Annotated in this window: 15 protein-coding genes and 1 tRNA gene; 11 read left to right on the forward strand and 5 right to left on the reverse strand. The window is 58.4% G+C overall.

What is annotated here, in order from left to right; translation table 11 throughout:
• Nucleotides 1-111: 111 nt before the first annotated feature.
• The 4 genes from ACR3E4_RS20440 to ACR3E4_RS20455 form a co-directional block, all read right to left on the reverse strand.
• Nucleotides 112-567, reverse strand: coding sequence for a YaiI/YqxD family protein (locus tag ACR3E4_RS20440; protein ID WP_480531131.1), 456 nt, complete (start codon nucleotides 565-567; stop codon nucleotides 112-114).
• Nucleotides 564-2024: a Si-specific NAD(P)(+) transhydrogenase gene (sthA, locus tag ACR3E4_RS20445; RefSeq protein WP_480531133.1), complete on the reverse strand. Its 1461-nt coding sequence runs from the start codon at nucleotides 2022-2024 to the stop codon at nucleotides 564-566. The genes ACR3E4_RS20440 and sthA overlap by 4 nt, the downstream gene beginning before the upstream one ends.
• A gap of 3 nt (nucleotides 2025-2027) precedes the next feature.
• Nucleotides 2028-2861, reverse strand: coding sequence for an S-formylglutathione hydrolase (fghA, locus tag ACR3E4_RS20450; protein WP_480531135.1), 834 nt, complete (start codon nucleotides 2859-2861; stop codon nucleotides 2028-2030).
• Between the two features lie 103 nt (nucleotides 2862-2964).
• Complete coding sequence (locus tag ACR3E4_RS20455; protein ID WP_480531137.1) at nucleotides 2965-3894, reverse strand: AEC family transporter; 930 nt, start codon at nucleotides 3892-3894, stop codon at nucleotides 2965-2967.
• Nucleotides 3895-4043: 149 nt separating this feature from the next.
• Here ACR3E4_RS20455 and ACR3E4_RS20460 point away from each other — a divergent pair, with 149 nt between their 5' ends.
• On the forward strand, nucleotides 4044-4661 hold the full coding sequence (locus tag ACR3E4_RS20460) for a TetR/AcrR family transcriptional regulator (RefSeq protein WP_480531139.1): 618 nt from the start codon (nucleotides 4044-4046) through the stop codon (nucleotides 4659-4661).
• 12 nt (nucleotides 4662-4673) lie between these two features.
• Here the strand turns inward: ACR3E4_RS20460 and ACR3E4_RS20465 are convergent.
• Nucleotides 4674-4758: transfer RNA gene (locus ACR3E4_RS20465), tRNA-Leu, on the reverse strand.
• Nucleotides 4759-5504: 746 nt separating this feature from the next.
• Between ACR3E4_RS20465 and ACR3E4_RS20470 the strand changes: the two genes are divergently transcribed.
• The 10 genes from ACR3E4_RS20470 (at nucleotide 5505) to ACR3E4_RS20515 (ending at nucleotide 18807) form a co-directional block, all read left to right on the forward strand.
• Nucleotides 5505-5918, forward strand: a complete 414-nt coding sequence (locus tag ACR3E4_RS20470) for a hypothetical protein (protein WP_480531142.1) — start codon at nucleotides 5505-5507, stop codon at nucleotides 5916-5918.
• A 3-nt stretch (nucleotides 5919-5921) separates the two neighbouring features.
• Nucleotides 5922-7922, forward strand: a complete 2001-nt coding sequence (locus tag ACR3E4_RS20475) for a dynamin family protein (RefSeq protein ID WP_480531144.1) — start codon at nucleotides 5922-5924, stop codon at nucleotides 7920-7922.
• 8 nt (nucleotides 7923-7930) lie between these two features.
• On the forward strand, nucleotides 7931-9589 hold the full coding sequence (locus ACR3E4_RS20480) for a dynamin family protein (protein WP_480531146.1): 1659 nt from the start codon (nucleotides 7931-7933) through the stop codon (nucleotides 9587-9589).
• Between the two features lie 38 nt (nucleotides 9590-9627).
• The gene (locus tag ACR3E4_RS20485; RefSeq protein WP_480531148.1) at nucleotides 9628-10029 is read left to right on the forward strand and encodes a hypothetical protein; all 402 of its coding nucleotides are present in this window, start codon (nucleotides 9628-9630) and stop codon (nucleotides 10027-10029) included.
• A gap of 23 nt (nucleotides 10030-10052) precedes the next feature.
• Complete coding sequence (locus ACR3E4_RS20490; protein ID WP_480531150.1) at nucleotides 10053-10904, forward strand: hypothetical protein; 852 nt, start codon at nucleotides 10053-10055, stop codon at nucleotides 10902-10904.
• 69 nt (nucleotides 10905-10973) lie between these two features.
• Nucleotides 10974-13013, forward strand: coding sequence for a dynamin family protein (locus ACR3E4_RS20495; RefSeq protein ID WP_480531152.1), 2040 nt, complete (start codon nucleotides 10974-10976; stop codon nucleotides 13011-13013).
• Nucleotides 13010-14296 (forward strand): dynamin family protein, encoded by a 1287-nt coding sequence (locus tag ACR3E4_RS20500; RefSeq protein ID WP_480531154.1) that lies wholly within the window; start codon nucleotides 13010-13012, stop codon nucleotides 14294-14296. Before ACR3E4_RS20495 ends, ACR3E4_RS20500 begins: the two co-directional genes overlap by 4 nt.
• Nucleotides 14297-14634: 338 nt before the next feature.
• A complete protein-coding gene (locus tag ACR3E4_RS20505; protein WP_480531156.1) occupies nucleotides 14635-16800 on the forward strand; it encodes a serine/threonine protein kinase in 2166 nt (721 codons plus the stop codon).
• A 202-nt stretch (nucleotides 16801-17002) separates the two neighbouring features.
• Nucleotides 17003-18028, forward strand: coding sequence for an FHA domain-containing protein (locus ACR3E4_RS20510; RefSeq protein ID WP_480531158.1), 1026 nt, complete (start codon nucleotides 17003-17005; stop codon nucleotides 18026-18028).
• Complete coding sequence (locus tag ACR3E4_RS20515) at nucleotides 18028-18807, forward strand: PP2C family protein-serine/threonine phosphatase (protein WP_480531160.1); 780 nt, start codon at nucleotides 18028-18030, stop codon at nucleotides 18805-18807. The genes ACR3E4_RS20510 and ACR3E4_RS20515 overlap by 1 nt, the downstream gene beginning before the upstream one ends.
• Nucleotides 18808-18812 lie beyond the last annotated feature (5 nt).

The raw sequence follows: 18812 nt of genomic DNA on the forward strand, positions 1-18812 counted from the left end.
GACTGAACCAATCCCGGAGCCGATATGCAAGCGCCAAACGCAGCGCGGAACGCGCTGCCCGGCCCAACGGGAGATGGCGCATCTTTGATGCGTCTTCGACCGGCGGGAGAGCTATCGGCGCAGGGCTGCCCGAATCTCGCGCTCGAGCGCGTCCAGGAACCGGGATCGGTCCGCCTTGCCAAAGGGTTTGCCGCCCCCGCCCGAGCCCAACGGATTGGCCGCGCGCAGGTCGGCCATCAGGTCACGCATGGCCAGTTGTTGACCGATATTTGCCGCGGTGAAAGGCTCTCCATTGGGGCGCAGCACCCCTGCCTCGGCTTCAACGCATTTGGCGGCCAGAGGGATATCGGATGTCACCACCACATCGCCCGGGCCGCAGCGTTCAGCGATCCACTTGTCGGCTTCGTCTGCGCCCTCGGACACGATGACAACCTGAACCAGAGGGTTCGCCGATGGCCGCAATCCCCCGTTCGACACCAGAACCATCGGGACCCGGTGCCGGGTCGCGACCCGTTCGGCCTCGGCCTTCACCGGGCAGGCGTCGCCATCAATGTAGAGCGTGGTCACGCCTCTTTGGCCTGTTTCGCCGGTTTCGCTTTGGTCGCCGATTTACGTACCTTGAACTCTTCGGGGATCGGCATCCGGTTGAACGCGTCCAGACCCGCGATCTTGTAGGCCTCGGCCAGCGTCGGATAGTTGAAGGTGTTCTGCACGAAGTAATCCACCGTACCCTTCAGGTTCAGCACTGCCTGCGCGATATGGATCAGCTCGGTCGCGCCCTCGCCAACAATCTGCACGCCCAGAACCCGGCGGGTTTTCAGCGAAAACAGCATCTTCAGCATTCCATGTTCCAACCCCATGATATGCCCGCGCGAGGTTTCGCGAAACCGCGCCACGCCCACCTCATAGGGAATGCCGCGCTCCTGCAACTCTTCCTCGGACATGCCGCAGGTCGAGATCTCGGGAACCGAATAGATGCCATACGGATACCAAGGGCTCTCCGGCAGGGTCGGGGTCTCCAACGCGTGACACGCTGCGACGCGCCCCTGCTGCAAAGACGTCGAGGCCAGCGATGGATGCCCGATCACATCACCTGTGGCATAGATATGCGGTGCCGAGGTTTGATAGGTTTTGCGATCCACGCTGATACGGTTGCGATGATCCGTCTCGATCCCCACCGCATCCAGATTCAGGGCCGAGGTTGCGCCCATGCGCCCGGCCGCAAAAAGCAACATTTCGGCGCGCACATGGCGACCGTTGTCCAGAGTGATCTCGACATGCGTACCGGCATCCTCGATCTTTTCGACGGCTGATCCCAGACGCAGATCGACGCCGTTCTCGCGAATCTGATGAGTGAAATCGTGGATCAGCGTCTTGTCGATGAAATCCAGAAACGTCTCGCGCGGCTCGATCAGCGTGACCCGCACATCCAGTGCCGAAAACATCGTGGCATATTCCACACCGATCACGCCCGCACCAATTACGCAGAGCGAGCGCGGAATCTCCTCCATCTCCAGGAAATCGTCGCCATCAACGACGGTCTTGCCGTTGAACGGCACGTAATCGGGGCGATATGTCTTAGTGCCGGTGGCGATAAGGAACTTGGCCGCGGTCAGGCGCGTGGTCTCGCCCGCATCCGTAGCAACCTCGACCTCATGCGGGCCGGTGAACTTTGCCAGCCCGTTCAGAGTTTCCACATGATTGCGGTTGAATTGGTGTTCCAGCACATCGACCTCGTGATCGAGCGTCATGTGTAATCGGGCTTTCAGATCCTCGGCCCGGATCTGATCTTTGACCCGATAGGAGCGGCCATAGAAGCTGCGTTCGCGCCAGCCTGAAAGGTTCAGCACAGTTTCGCGCAGGGTCTTGGACGGGATGGTACCGGTATGAACCGAAACACCGCCGAAGCGATTCTTGCGGTCGATCACCAGCACACGTCGCTGCAATTTACCCGCCTGTATGGCCGCCGACCGCCCCGAGGGGCCTGACCCGATGATGATCAGATCATAGTCATATTTGCTCATGCCTCAGTCTCCGTACAGCGCTTCGGCGTGGAAGGTGATGTGGTCCTCCATGAAGGTGGACACGAAATAATATGAATGATCATAGCCCGGCTGCAGGCGATAAGTGGCCTGTTGGCGACGTTCGGCAATCGCCTGCGCCAACGCTTCGGGGCGCAGCAGGTCGATGAACTGGTCATTGGCGCCGGTGTCGATCAGGATCGGGCCGTCAAATCCGGTGCTGCGCATCATCATCGAAGCGTCATGTTTCGCCCATGCGGCCTCGTCATCGCCCAGATACGCACTCAGTTGCTTTCGACCCCAATCCGCGCCCATCGGGTTGGAAATCGGTGCAAAAGCCGAGACCGAGCGGAACCGCCCCGGCAGGTTCATCGCCAGTGTCAACGCACCGTGTCCGCCCATCGAATGCCCGGTGATTGCCTGACGGTCGGGATCGATGGCAAAATTCTCGACCAGAAGCGCAGGAAGCTCTTCGGCAATATAATCCCACATTTTGAAATGGGGCGCCCAAGGCGTCTGCGTTGCATTGACATAGAAGCCCGCGCCCTGACCCAGATCATAATCCTCATGATCCGCCACACCTTCGCCGCGTGGTGAAGTATCGGGAAACACCAGCGCAATACCCTGTTCCGCAGCCCAGCTTTGCGCGCCCGCTTTGGTCATCGCATTCTCATGCGTGCAGGTCAGCCCCGACAGATACCACAATACCGGAACCGGGCCATCCTTGGCCTCGGCCGGAAGAAACAGACCAAACGTCATGTCGCAATTGCAGGCCGAGGAGGCATGGCGGTAGACGCCCTGCACACCGCCAAAACAGGCATTTTCCGAAACGGTTTCCATCAGGTTGTTTCCTTGCATTATGTCTGGGCCATGGCTAACGCTCTGCGGCGTTGGCGTAAAGTCCGAGCACCTTTGGGGTGCATATTTTTCGAAAAGGTGAAGATCAGATCGAACTGACCCAGCCAATCACAAATGGCACGGTCAGGATGCTGGCAATGGTCGAAAGCAGAATGGCAGCAGAGGCGCGTTGAGGGGCCACATTGTAATGAGCTGCAAGCATATAGACATTTCCCGCCACCGGCAGTGAGGCGGCAGCGATTGCAACCATGGCCGGGAAGGGTGCGACCGGGATCAGCCAGATCACCATGATCGCCACAAAAAGCGGATGCAGCACCAGTTTGCAGAAACTCAACCAGCCTGCGATTTGTATCCGTTCTGCGGATTTGTCGGCCAGAGAAGCTCCGATTGCGAACAAAGCACCTGGCGTGGCCGCACCCCCCAGAATGGTCAGGAAGTCGTTCAAAGGCGCGGGCATGGGTGCGCGCAGAGCCGACCAAATCAATCCGGCCAATATCGACAGGATCATAGGGTTTTTCAGCAGTCCAAGACCGATCAAACGCAAGGTATTCGCGCTGATACGACCTTCGCGCCCGCCGTTGATCAGGATCACAATCAGAGACGAAAACACCACCAGATCTACGGTCAGAACCAACATCACCGGCCCGATTGCCGCCTCAGAGAACAACAGTGCCAGCATGGGCAACCCCAGAAAGCCGACATTACCGATTGCCGCGCATTGCGCCTCGACCGCGGCGGTCGGGATATCCAGCCTGCGCAGATATGCGATCAGCGTGGCCAGTGCGTATACTCCGAGGGTGCCCAGCAGATAGCCGACGACCAGCCGCCCGTCGAAAATCTCGGCGAACGGTAGCGTTGCGGAAAAGCGAAACAACATCGCCGACAACGCAAAGAAAAACACGAACCTGGTCAGGTAGGCCGTTGCTTCGGGTGAGAAAAACCGGCTGCGCCCCGCCCAGAAGCCCAGGCCGATGATTGCAAAGAAGGGCAGGGTGCGCAGAAATATCTCGACCATGCGGAAGTCGTAGCATGGTTTTCTTGCACGGCAAGGCCAAGCAATCAGTCCCTGATGAATCAAGTGACAAAATCGCGAGCCGGGCGAAAAGCATTGAAACTGAACCGACCGGTTTATAAAGTCGCAAGATCAGCAAATCAGGAGCCACCATGACCCAAGCCGCCACCATCCTGCGCACAGGTCGGAAATTCGATCAGGTTCTGCGCGGCGCCCGAGAGGTGTTCATGGCGGATGGTTTCGAAGGCGCGAGCGTTGATGATATCGCGCGCGCCGCAGGTGTCTCAAAGGCGACGCTGTACAGCTATTTTCCGGACAAACGCCTGCTGTTTACTGAAGTGGTCCAGACCGAATGCCGCCTGATGTCCGAGCGTATCATCGCGATGATCGACGAAACCAACCCGGCGCGCGAAGTCCTCACTATCGCCGCGACGCAATTGACTGCCTTTCTGGTTTCGGAATTTGCGCAGCAAATTTTCCGCATCTGTGTGGCTGAGCGTGACAGATTTCCCGACCTGGGTAATGCTTTCTACGAATCTGGCCCGCAAAATGGTCAGCAAAAAATGGCGGAATATCTGGCCAAAGCTGTCGCCAAGGGTGAGTTGGCGATTGAGGATGTAAATTTGGCCGCCGAACAGTTCTCGGAACTCTGCAAGGTTCGTCTGTGGGGCCGCGCTGCGTTCGGGATTCAAAACAGTTTCACCCAAGACGAAATCGACGAAGTCGCGTTACAGGCGGTCGATATGTTCATGGCGCGCTACGGCGTGTAATTTCAGAAACTTTGGTGCGGGTGGAGGGACTTGAACCCCCACGCCTTGCGGCGCCAGAACCTAAATCTGGTGCGTCTACCAATTTCGCCACACCCGCAACCCGGTGCCGCGGCACCGCAATGACGCGCTGCATAGCAAAGCTTTTGAGTGAGGGCGAGGGGTAAAATTGGGTGACCCCCAAGATTAGCCGATAGAGCGAAATTGAGGAGCACAGAGAATGCCACGGTTGTTTCAGCGGGAGCAGCCTTCAGGAAGCGCTCGTCTGCGATTTGTATATCCGGGGTCGATGTCGTCTCTGACAACAGAGAATACCTATGCTGACAAATATCTGGATTCACGGTGCCTAATTTATCGTTTCCCCCTTGCCCACAGTAGGCTAGTGATGGGCAATATTGTCCACACCTATAGGTGGAACGATTTGGTATGATTTGCAAAGACTTGATACCGAGGGGATTTGTCATGCAACCCGCCCTCCGAAAACCCACCTCCCGACAGGACAATAGAAAACAGCGAAAGGCGATAGGCGTAATATATTGTTATAACAATATTATTATAGAGATCATTCTCTCCCTTCAAACGACCAGGTGGTGAATTTTGAAGATTTTGACGGCCACGAGGTTCGTTGATACGAAAGTCCAGTTCTTCAGCAAAGCTCTCCCCTTGGTTGAGGCATTTCTATGGGATCCGACCACATTTGCGCCACATTTCAAACGCCAAAAAATCTTATTCGCGTCAAAATAACACCGCGGTGATCGTACTTGATTAAGCGCAGGAGTTAATGAGTCTTTTTGCCATCTGGCACCGTACGAGTTTCTGCTCAACTCCAGTACAAGGGTCTCTGTCGTGACCAACCAGATCAAAACCGCTGCCTCCGAGCAGGACGTTGTCAGTCTTGCACGTGAAAGTTTCATCGGCGAACTGAAAACCCTGAACCGCCAGCATCCTGGCACGGGTTTCGGAATCGCGCTTCGAACCCATTCCGGCAATCGGTACCTGCTGGCCAATGCCCGCATGCCGCTGCCGTCTCATAAATCACAGAACTTCCCGACCGGGCGCCGTGTGGCCTGCCTGGAAAACGGAGAGGGCTTCAGCTCGATCGAAGTTCTGGCCGATTCTCTGGCGTATGAATCAATCTCTCCGAGCAGCGAAGCTGCGATTCTCGGGAATGCGCTGGATCTGATCGCTCGTATCGACACTTTGGCCTGCTTGCCCGACGGGGCAGGGGACCAGATCGCCGCAACTGGCACCGGAGGCTAACATATGGCGCGCAATGACCACCTTTTGTCGGTAGGAAACGAGGCTCTGTCCGAGATGACAGAGACGATGTCCTCGTTGACGACGCAGATCGACCAATTGACAGAGGTGGCGGATGCGCGCTCCTCAGCGCGGCTGGCGACGCTGAAAACCAAGATGGAAAGCTTCACCGCCAGCGTAACGCTTGTGGGGCAGGTGAAGGCGGGGAAATCCTCGATCGTGAACATTCTGGCGGGGCGTCCGAACCTTTTGCCCTCGGATGTAAACCCGTGGACTTCGGTCGTAACCACGCTGAACATCAACACCCGCACCGAAGGTGATACCAGATCCAAGTTTACCTTCTTCGAGCAGGAAGAATGGGACAACCTGATGGTTGGCGGCGGTCGGCTTGGCGAGCTTGCCAATCGCGCTGGCGCAGATGACGAGATGGATGATATCCGCCGTCAGGTTGAAGAAATGAAAGCGAAGTCCGAAGAGCGGCTGGGCAAGCATTTCGACCTGATTCTGGGTCAAAGCCATCAATATGACTATTTCGATGATGAGCTGATCCAGCGCTATGTCTGCCTTGGGGATGAGGACGATCCGGATATCAATCCCAAGACGGGACGTTTTGCCGATGTCACGAAATCGGCCGAGCTTTATATGGATATCCCGCAATATCCGATCTCGCTGAAGCTTTGCGACACACCCGGCGTCAACGATACCTTTATGGTGCGCGAGCAGATCACATTGCGCAGTCTGCGCGGTTCCGAGGTCTGCGTGGTTGTGCTGGCGGCAAGCCAGGCATTGTCGACGATGGACATGGCGCTGATGCGGATCATCGCGCAGTTCGAGAACCGTCAGATCATCCTGTTCGTGAACCGCATTGACGAGCTATCGGATCCCGTAAATCAGGTGCCCGAGATCCGTGACCGCATTCAGGACACGCTGAAACAGAACAATATCGACACCAACACAAGCGTCGTTTTCGGCAGCGCGCTGTGGGCCGAGGCGGCGCTGACCGGCAACCCCGATATTCTGACCGAAGAATCGCGCGAGGCGCTGAACACATTCTATCTGGCCGCCGGGTTTGGCGATCAGGCGGCGTCGCTCGACAAGATCTGGGCGCTTTCAGGTCTGCCCGATCTGTTGCTGGCGATGAACGAACGCATTGCCGAAGGCGCCGGATCCCGGCTGCTGGATCGTGTGCGCCATCGTGCACGCAACATCGCAAGCCAGATCAGGGCCACGGCGGTTGCCAAGACGCTGTCGAACACCGACGGCATTGTACGCGATCTGGATGGTGTGTCGCCGGAAGACGCGATTGCAACGGTATCCGCTGAATACGAAAAGAAAGCATCGGAACTGACCTCCAAGCTGCGTGACAAAGTGCTGGAGCGGCTGACATCAGCCGAGGCGAATTTTGTCAAACGCGCCACAGACTCGCTGATCTCGCATCTGGAACAGAACGGCGAGCAGGGCACTTGGCAATATGATCCCGCGGGCCTTCGGACCCTTCAGAAAGCGGCCTATTTCAGCTTTGCCCGTGCAATGCGGAAAGACGCAGGAGCGCTGTATTCCGCCGCCGCGTCGGATGTCGAAGCGCTTTATCAGAAACTGTTGGGCAACCATTTGGGTGAGTTCAAGATCGAAGCCCCGATTGTGCCGCGTGTTCCGCCACCGCTGGGGATCGGACGCACCATCGCGCTGGACCTGCAAAGCACCTGGTGGCGGCGATGGTGGCAACGTCGCAAAGGGTTCGAAGCATATGCTGCGGATTACACGCGTCTGATCGCGTCTGAGGCGAACTCGATCACCAAGGATATCGAGGAGAACCAGATTGCGGCGGTTCTGGAGAACGTCCGCGCGGCGCTGATGGATTTCATGGCCGAGCAGAAGGACACGCTGCTCAGCATCTCGAAATCGCCAGACAGGGCTGCGGCGCAGGTCGCCGAGCAGAAACCGCAGAAGTCGCGTGACGACATTCTGGGTGACATCCTGAAAGACCTTAGTAACGAAGCAGCATAAGAAGAGTTATGGTAAAAAAATCTAAAACCCGCTTCGTCTCTCCCAAGGCCTGGAACCGCATCGAGCAGTGGTCCCGCCGCAAACCTGTGTTTGCGCTTATGGGGGAATTCAGTGCCGGTAAATCGACATTGATGAACTTTCTTCTGCGCAAGCAGGCCTTGCCGACACAGGTCACGGCAACGCAGCTGCCACCGATCTGGTTCAGTTGGGGCAATCGCCCCGCCTATGTGCGCGGCCATGATGGCAGCACGCGGACGATCGAGCTGGATCAGCTTGAAAGCGTGGGTGTCAACGACGCGCAATTCATCCGCATCTTTCTTGAGGCTGATATCCTCGAAGCCGTCGACCTGATCGACACGCCCGGCATCTCGGATCCGAAGATCACGACCGACGTCTGGCGGCGCGCGGTTGGTCAGGCCAACGGCGTGTTGTGGTGCACGCACTCGACCCAGGCCTGGCGCGAAACTGAACGTGCAACCTGGGTATCATTGCCCGAGCGTTTGCAGCACAAATCGCTGTTGCTTGTTACCCGTGCGGATGCATTGAATCAGAAAGATCGCCAGAAGGTGCTGCGCCGCGTGAACCGCGAAGCCGGACATCTGTTCAACCGCACAATCCTGTTCTCGGCCCGCGATGCTATTCTGGCGCGCGACAAGACCGGTGACGCCGAACTTTGGTCGCGCAGCGGCGGTGGCAAGATGGTCGACAGCTTCCTTGAGATCACTGAACAGATCATGGACAACCGCGCCGATATGCTGGCGCGCTATCAGATCGACAAATCCTTGCCCGATGCACCGAAAGTTCAACATTTGCACCCTGCCCGCCCAACTGGTGACGCGCCGCTCAAGCTGGTTGATCCGGTCGATCCGGCCTCAGGTTCGAACGAGGTTATCACCAGCTTCCCGGTGCGCCCCGCACGGGTCGAACGCCGCTCGGAAGAGGCCGAGCGCCCTCGGATCGATGCGGGAGAGGCCGAGCGCCTGCGCGCCGAAATGGAAGCCAAGGCAGAACCCGCAGAGGAGGACCTGCGCGCCCTCTTTGCCGACAAGGAAGAAGAGCTGCTTGATCTCAACCTGTTGGCGCATCCGGTCACCGATGTGGACGAGTTCGACTTCATGGCTGATGACCTTGAAGATGAAGAAGAGGCCGAGCTGATCGTTCTTGGCCCCGAGGCCGACGAGCCGGAAGATTTGGAAGCGGCTGCGGAAGATGACGAAGCCGAAGATCTGTCCCCTGTCGAAGACGAAGTCACAGCACCTGATATCGAAGCGTCGGTGTCTTCGATCACCGCACTTCTTTCTGAACAGCCCGAATCGCGAGAGGAAGATTATGAACCAGAGCCCGACACCAATGATCTGAGATCGGTTCGGCTTGTATCATTGACGCATGAGGGTCCAGAAGAGGCAATGGTCGAGGTGGTGGACGAACCAGCCCCCGCGGCTGATCACACTTCGGAGACACCACTCAGCGCAGTTGCCATGTGGAACGAGATTGTAGCCTCGGACACTTTGCCAGAGGATGCGAAAGGCCTGAGAAGTGCATTTGCCGCTTTCCTGACCGAGTTTGACGAGATCGCGCGTGAGCATCGTGAACAAAAGGATGGCGGAATGCTGCGTGCGGTAGCAAAATCCGGCGAAAACAGCGGGGCCGAGTGGCATGCGATTTAATGCGCTCCTGAGTGATTTTCGGGGCAGGAGGCGATGCCATGTCGATTGACACCGCCTTGAACTCGGCCATCGAGACCATACCCGACTGCATTGCAGCCGGGTATGTCGATATGGAAACGGGGATGTTGCTTGGGACCAGCACCTCGGATCACGACAGCGCAGACACGCTCGATCAACTGGCCCTTGCGGTTGCCAATCTGTTTCAGGGCCGCGGGGTAAAAGGGTTCGAAGATTTGTTGCGCAGCGCAGAAATCGACGATGCGGAGCATCCGGGATTTGGGGAAATCGCGGTGTTTTCAAATGATCGTCTGCACATCTTTCTCAGGACAAGGGAATATCCTGATCACGTGGTGTGCTATATCTGCCGTGACAGTGCGAATGTCGGGCTTGCGCTTACGAAATCACATCTCAGCCTCGGGCCGGTAGCGGCAGCGGTTTAGACGGGACCAGAGGGGGTCACGGCATGATGGATAGTGAAATTCTGGAATTGCTCGAAGATATCGGGCGGTCGTCGGTCGCCCGGTTGTCACCGGCGACCTTTCTTGCTGGTGACAGCGCACAGATTCGACGAGGCCAGGTTCTGAGCGCGATCCGCGGCACCATCCTGCCCCGGCGGCTGGAATTCACCGCTGCCGATGGCTCGGTTCTGGCGATCGAGGTCAACAGCTCGCGGGTCACGGATGTCTTCCGTTGCGTTTCTGGCCCGGTGCCGGATTTTGAGACCGAGGCGCGGGCTGATCTGACAGAACGGCTGGCGCAGTTGGTGTCCGAGATTTCGATGGCTGCCGGGCCATTGGAACTGGTATCACAGCGGCCTGATACGGCGCTGGAAGCAGATGATGTTGGCATCACCTTCTCGGAAGTCGAGGCGGCCTGCGCCAAAATCGTACTGCCCGAAGAGCCGCGCATGTCGATTGTACCGGACCCCGAACCCGAGACGGAGGCCGGCGAGACCCCACAATCCGGCGTTGCCGAACAGTTCTACGATGGCTGCAATCGTTTCGCGCTGGGTCGGGTGTTGCTTGGCGCCGGGGATGAGGATTCGGCCTTTGACGGTATCTGTGCAAAAGATCAGCCCGCCCATCCGGGTCAGGACCTGTTGGCCCGTTTTGCCTGGGATCTGTCCGGCTGGCAGGCGGATGCCATCGACGCGGTGCCGCAACCGCAATTGATTGTCATGCGACCTTCAGGGGGTCAGGGTGCCGGCCTTGCAGTGATTAGCGATGGTGCAAAGACAGCGGCCGCCGTGCATGACGCCCGCAAACTCGGCGCTGTCGTGAGCCTGTGGAAATCGTTGAAACCCGCCGTCGAATGACCGTGTTCCTGCCAAATAGTGTCCTTTTTACAAACCTAAATCTAAAATACGAGTTACCAGGGTAGTCTAATGAGTGAACTGAACCGCCGCGAACTTATTCGCATCGCTGAAGACATGAATGAGATGAGCAATGACGAAACCCGTCAGTTCATCTCGCGTATCGTTGACGACCTGTCAAATCTCAAACCGTCGATTGCCTTCGTTGGTCAGATCAAAGCCGGTAAATCTCGCCTCATCAATGGCTTCACAGGTCAGGCAGAGTTTCTGCCTTCTGATGTAAACCCCTGGACCACCGTCATCACCGACATGCATTTCGGCCACCCGTCGGGCCGGACCTCGGGGGCTGAGTTTCATTTCTTCGACGACCGTCAATGGAAAGCCCTGATCGCCGAAGGGGAAGAACTGCGCAACATGTTCCCTGACGAAGAGGACAGCTATAAGCGCGAGATGATCGAAGAGCAGGTCGAGGCGATGAAAACCCGCGCCAAGCTGCGTTTGGGCGAAAGCTACAAGCACCTGCTGGGGCAGCATCACGATCTGGATGAACTGAACTCGGATGATCTGGCGCGCTACGTCTGTGCTGGGGACGATCCCACCGATGAAGGCGACCATGATCCGGGTTCGGACCGGGGTCTCTACAGCGATGTCACCCGCAAGGCCGAGGTCTATTTCGACATCGGCCATTTCCCGTATCCGGTGACCGTGACGGATACGCCCGGCGTCAATGACCCGCTGCTGATCCGCGAAGAAATCTCGCGCCAATACCTCAAGGAATCCGATTTCTTTGTCGTGGTCCTGTCCGCGCATCAGGCCCTGTCGCGCGCTGATCTGAAACTGTTCCGACTGATGCAGGCGCTGGAGCTTGGTCAGATCGTCGTGTTCATCAACCGCGTCGACGAACTGGGCGGCGGGGCCGAGGATGCCACAAAAGTCCGAGCCGACGTGTTGGGTGGGTTGGAACAGGCGCTTGGCAATTCGGAAATTGATGTGCTGATGGGCAGCGCTCAGTGGGCGCATTATGCGCTGACCGGGGATGAGGCCGGTATTAACCACGATGAGATTCTGGCCTGGCTGCGGGCGCATCCGGAGCAGATGAAGCAGTATTTGTCGGGGGTGGAAGAGATCAAGCAAGGTCCCGGCCCGATCAGCCGCGAAGGCGTATTGCGCTTTGCCGCCATGATCGCTTCGGGACTGCCCGATCTGCGCCGCCATGTCACCAAGGCGCTGACCGAGGGTCCGCGTCAGGAACAGCTGCACATGGCGTGGCAGCACCTGAACAGTTTTGCACAAGGTGAACTGGAACGCAGCACCGCCCATCTGCGCGCGACCGAGGCGCAGAATACGTCGGACGCCTCAGATGCCGAAGAAAACAACCAGACGCTGGCCGAACTGCGCGAAATGGTTGCCGAAAAGACCAAGGCGATCACCACGGACATGGACAACGTGCTGGCCAATCTGCGCGGCGTGATGGACGACACCGTGGCCGAGGCGGTTTCGATCGTGGTCCGGGGTCCCGATGGTCAGTCGCCGTTGCTGGCCAAAGATGGCGAGACCGAACTGAACTTCACCCCTCTGCGCGAACGCATGCGCGAACTGGTGCAAGGGGCGACGCAGGTCGTGCGCCAACGGATGCTGAGCGAACTTTACGCCATCGACATGCAAAGCAACGCCGCATTGCGCGCCCTGCCCGGTTGGCAGGAACCGGTAGATAATCGCATGAACACCAGCGCCGTGCGGTGGTTCCGCCCTGACACAAGTGCCCTGACCCGCGGCATCACGGTCGAGCTGCGCGTGACATGGTTGTCACGCCTGATCTCGCGCCGCAGCGTGCTGAACCGGGCCGAGCGGATGATCGTGCAGGAATTCGAGATGATCGGTGATGATCTGGTGGACACCGCCCGCAGCGATCTGACCGAACGGTTGCAGACCGTTCTGGATCACTATCTGGCGCTGCTGGCTGGACATTTGGAACATCGCAGCGGCGGTGGTGCAAATGCGCGGGCAGAAGCACAACGTGCGGTTGACCAGGCGCGCCGCATCACCGAAGAACTGGGATCGGTGAACGGCACCGCACCCGTAGATACGCGACAGGCAGAGGCTGCAGAATGATTGAATTCCCCGGAACCGAGCAAGAAGTGCGCCAACTGGAGCGCTTTTTGACCGTCACCGAAAAACAGCCCTCCTCGGCGGAACTGGATGAGATGCGCGCCCGCGCTCTGGCCCATGCCGAGCGGTTGTCGAACGCGGTGTCCATCGGCTTTGCCGGGGAGTTTGGCGCAGGCAAATCCAGCCTCGCCAATATGCTGGCCGGGGCAGACATCCTGCCGACGGGACCACAGCATCTGAAACTTCCACTGGTCATCGTGGCATATGCCGACGCACCCGAGACCACGGTGGGCTGGTGGGACAAAGAGCCCAAGGTTTATTCCGGTATCGCCCTAGAAAAAGCGGCGGCTGACAATCCTGATTTCATTTCGGTCGGATTGAACACCCCTGCCCTGAAGGAAATCTCGTTGTTTGACCTGCCCGGCGCAGGCGCTTTGGACGACACCTACAATCAGACGCTGGAATTGCTGAAATATGTGGACTGCGCGATCTGGTGCACCAATGGCACGAATGCCTGGCGCGAAACCGAACGCCATCTGTGGTCAAAGGTCTCACAAAAACTGCGGGATAACAGCCTGTTGGCCGTCACCCATGCCGATCTGCCCCCGGTTCGCGATGCTCTGGACCGGGTGGTGGGCCGATTGAACAAGGAAAAAGACGGCCTGTTCCGGGCGGTCGTGCCCATCGGAACCCCTGTGGCGGTCCGGGCGATGGAACAGGAACCGGAACCGGATTTCGAGCTTTGGGAAACCTGCGGCGGGCAGCATCTGGCCGAACAGGTGCTGCAGATCGCTTCGGACCATCGTCAGCAGGATCTGGATGCGGCACGTCGGGATCTGTCGCAAGAGTTCCTGCCATACCTCGAACAGCAGAACCCGGCGGACGCCAAGGAGGCGAAAACCGAAGGTGCAACCGTCCATGCGAGTCTCGAGTCCACGCTTCCGCCGCTCAACAATCCAATCCTCGAAGACTGGTTGGCTGCGATTGCCAGCATCTATAACGATCTTCACGAAAGCTCGGAGATTCAACCCGCCGCATTCCTGCAAAGCTGTCAGGAAATCGTCGAGGACTTCGCCGAACGGCTGGAATCGGGTGAAGAGATCGACCCCGAAGCTGACTGGATTCCGGCCGAGTTCGAGAAAGCCACAGACCTGCTTTTGTTGCTTCAGTTCGAGACCGGCGACGCGCCCCTGAAGGACGCTATCAGCATCCTCGCACAGCTCAGCGACAACCTCGCCTGGGCTGGCAGCACGATTGCATCGGCGCCACCGCGCACCGGAACCTGACCCGTTCCCGCTAAAATTGAGCCGCATTGCGGCGATTCGAGATGACGAGAATCACGCCGTCATTGTTTCGGATTCGTGGACCAAGCGACGAATTCGCCAAGATAGATTTCGAATTTTCCAACCTGCAAACACAAGATATAGACTCTTAACGCTCCCTATACCCTATATGTATGTTTGTCGATTTTTTGATCCTTAGTGAAGCCATCAGGCGGCCCCAATAAAGTCAAATTTGAACCGTCTAACCCTCTCAAGTGTCCTGCGGTTGTATTTGGTTGTGAGTTCGTGGGCTGAAGCCCGAGTTATGAAAACCGCAAAACGAGTAACATGGGCGGGAAGATATGAGCCACAACCAGGCTGTCGGCGCAACGCACGACGAACCTCAGATCGAAGGATTGCAACCAGGCGCAAAGCTGCTGCGTGGTCAGTATGAAATCCTCCGTTTCCTCAGCAATGGCGGGTTTGGAATCACATACCTGGCACGCGACAGCCTCGAGCGGGATGTGGTTATCAAGGAGTGCTATCCAGGGGCGCTCTGCCAGCGGAACGGCGATCTGGTCGAGCCGGCAAATCCCGATCACAAAGACGACCTGCGCGCGATCATCGATCTGTTTATTCTTGAGGCGCGCAACCATGCCCGTCTGGTTCACCCGAACATCGTCGATGTGCATCAGGTGTTCGAAGACAACAACACCGCCTACATCGCCATGGACTTGATCCGGGGCTGCGATCTGCTGGATTACGTCGAAAACCCCGAGAACAAAAGCGGCCCCGACTTTATTGTGCAGGTGACCGAAAAGATGCTTTCGGCGGTCTCGTTCATCCACCAGAGCGGTATGCTGCATCGTGATATCTCGCCTGACAACATCCTGATCGATGAAAACGGCGAGCCGATCCTGATCGACTTTGGCGCAGCCCGGGAACAGGCGGCCAACAAGTCGGCAGCCTTGTTGACCCTGCGGGTGATCAAGGATGGGTATTCGCCGCATGAATTCTATGTGCGCGGTGCCGAGCAAGGGCCCAGCAGTGATCTTTATGTATTGGCCGCGACGCTATATCACGCGATCAGCGGCGAGCGCCCCATCGATGGCCAGACGCGTTTGAATGCGTTCAACAATGGTCAGGACGATCCTTACGAGCCGTTGGCGGGCCGTTTCAAAGGTTACCCGGACAAATTCCTCGAAGCGATCGACAAGGCGATGGAGGTCCACGCCACCGACCGTCTGCAATCGGCGCTGGACTGGCTGCGCATGTTCCGTGGCCCCGGCGTGATGTTTGATACATTCGCCTATCGCCCCGTCTCGGTCATCGTCGGCATGGACCGGGTGGATGAAGAGGCCGAAAAGGCACGCATCAAGGCCGAAAGCGAAAACGCCGAAGCCGTGGTGACCGCTCTGTTGGCGGGGAATGCGGATCTGACCCTGGGCCATGAAGAAAAGCCCGAGGAAGATCTGTCGAAATTCACGCCACAGGAACAGGAAGTCGCCGCCGTTGACACCGTGGTCAAAAGCGGCTCGGGCGGCAGCGGCAAGATGATCGCGGGAGCCGCCGTTGTAGTCGCAGCACTGGCTGCCGGAGGATATTTCGTAATGTCGGGCGACCAATCCGCGCCCGAGGCAACACCGGTTACCGCTGAGGCACCGATCACTCCGGCGCCTGTTGCAGCTGAGCCGGAACCGGTCGAGCAGACCGCCGAAGCCACAACAGAGCCACAGCAGGCCGAACCGACTTTGGCAACGGAACCAGCGCCGGTACAACCTGTCGAGCAGGTCGAGACCGCGGCGGAAGTCCCGGCGGCAGACACAAACGCGCCTGAGGCGCAGGTGGAAGATGCACCGACAGAAGCGGCAACAGAGGCAACCGCCGCCGAGGTCGCATCCGACCCGGCGACAACGGTGGAATTGGCGCAGGATCAGGTTGCGTTTGGGCATTGGGACGTGGAGATTCCTTTTGCCATGTCGCAGCGCCGCAGCTCGACCGGCAGCGTCATCGCGATCAATAGCGTTGATGCGGGTCAGGATATGTCGGTGATTGGCGATTGGGTGCAGCGTGGTGCAACGATCTTTACGCTGAACGGCGAGCCGGTCCGGGCCAATGCCTCGCTGGCGGCGCAGGTTCTGGATAACTTCGCGGTCGATCCGGACGGCTATATCCGCGTCGCTGCGCGTTATCGTCCGCTTGGTCAGACCCGGGCCCAGAACGGGCTGCTGGCCCTGCCCGCCCACCGTATGTTTGGCCTGCAAAACGGATATTCATTCGACGTGCGCCATAACGGAGATGCCGGTTGGCAAACTGCGGTCGTTACCGTTCCGCAAGACACCCCGGGTGACTTGCAGGTGGGCGACGTCCTGCTGAGCGAGGCGCAGACCGGAGCGGTGATTGATAGTCCGGAAAGCCTGGATGCCATCCTGGTCCAGCTTGTGTCCGATAACCAACCCAACGCGCGCCTGAGCATTATGCGCAACGGTGGAGTAAGCACCGCGGTCATGCCGCTCGCGCAGGAGTAATTCGAACCGGTTCATAGTGAAAATCGCCAGCGTATGTGTGCTGAGGGTGGCGCCAATATCGCCACCCTGACGGGAACCGGCCCGCCGCGATGTGACAAGTATCCCTGTTTCCCTTTCGTCAGTGTCGCTGCGCTGTTGTGCAGCGGTTTGTAGCAGCCCCGCGGGATAGTCCCCGTGACAGATTCAAGAAGGTGTCGACACCATGTTCAAATACAAAAGCCCTCTGAGCCGGCTTCTAGAAGGTGCCGGCAAGCCGAAAGAAGAAGAAAAACCCGAAGCCGAAGCGGTACAGGACGAAAAGCCCGAGCCGATTGCCGATTTCAACGCTCTGCGCGCAGCACTTGGGGGCGGCAATCTGACGAGCGAGAGCTACGAAGAATCGGATGAGCTGATCCCCGAAGAAGCGATGCCCGAGTTTGACGAAGGGTCGGTCGAGACTGTAACCGTCGAACTCGAAGAGGAGGCAGCCGCGCCCGCAGAGGCCGAAGAAGAGGAACAGATCGTTACCCTTCACCTGAGCGCGGAAGATACAGTTGAAATCAGCGCAGAGGCCGAAGAGGAAAACATCCTGGCGGCGGCCGTCGAAGAGGCCGCATCGTCAGAGCCTGAGCCGATGGCCGAGATGCAGCCAGAGCCTGCCCTGGAACCTGAGCCGGAGGTCATCCACGAGCCCGAAGCCGAGGCCGTGATTGAACCCGAGCCCACACCGGAACCCACACCTGAGCCCGTCGCAGAAACACTTGTTGCGACCCCTGCCCCAACCGAAGATCGCCGGTCGCGCGTCAAGACCACTTTCCTGGGCTTTGACCGCGCAGACACCCATGTTCAGGAACTGATCGAAACCGCCGAACCCGTCGCCAAGACCGAGGCCGCGCAGCAGACTTTCCCGGTGGGTTGGCTTGTTGTCACCGCCGGTCCGGGCCGCGGCGCGAGCGTCACGTTGACCGAAGGGCTTATGCAGATCGGTCGCAACGACGATCAGGCCATTCAGCTGGATTTCGGTGATACCGGCATTTCACGCAGCAACCATGCGGTAATCGCCTATGATCCTGAGGACCGGAAATGCTATTTGGGCCATGGCGGCAAGGCGAACCTTGTGCGTTTGAACGGCAAACCGGTGCTCAGTACTGTTGCCCTGTCCAGCGGTGACCTGATCCGCATCAGCGAAACCTCGATCCGCTTTGCGGCGTTCTGCGATGACGGTTTCGACTGGCGGGATGCCGATTGATGCTGGCGACCCCTGCATATGACATCGCCCTGATCCTGGACCGGGGTCAGCGCGAAACGCAGGAAGACGCGATTGCCGCGCGGTTCTTTGATCAGGCCAACGCGGGCTATGTCGTGGTTGCCGATGGAATGGGCGGGCATGACGCGGGTGAAGTTGCCTCCGAGCTGGTGATTTCCGCCTGGCAAGAGGCACTGGACGCGCAGCTTGAACGCGATGACGTAACTAAGGGCGCACTGCTCGACGCCCTGCCCATGGCGGCCATGCACGCGAATGCACAGGTGGCATGCCATGGCGAAACCTCCGGGGTTCAGCTTGGCTCGACCTTGCTGGGCACACTGCTGGTGGACCAGAATCTGTTCTGGATCTCGATCGGAGACAGCCCCCTCTATCTGTTCCGGGATCAGGCTCTGTCTCAGATCAACGAAGATCACTCGATGGCCCCGACGATCGATGAACAATTCGCGCAGGGTCTGCTGACCGAGGAAGAGGCGCAGGCGCATCCCGACCGCAATCAGCTGACTTCGGTCATTATGGGGGCCGCCATACCCAAGGTGGATTGCCCGGAAGAACCACTGGCGCTTCGCGCGGGTGACATTCTGATCCTTGGCAGCGACGGGCTTCAGTATCTCAGCAATCCCGAGATCGAGGCACTGCTGCGCGAGCATAGCCCGTCACCGGCTCGCGATGTTGCAGATGCGCTGTTGCAGGCGCTGCACGCAAAGGCGGACCCGGACCAGGACAACATCTCAATCGCCGTGGTCAAACCGGCGCAGACATAAACAAG

This window comes from Ruegeria sp. AP11 (assembly GCF_056535865.1).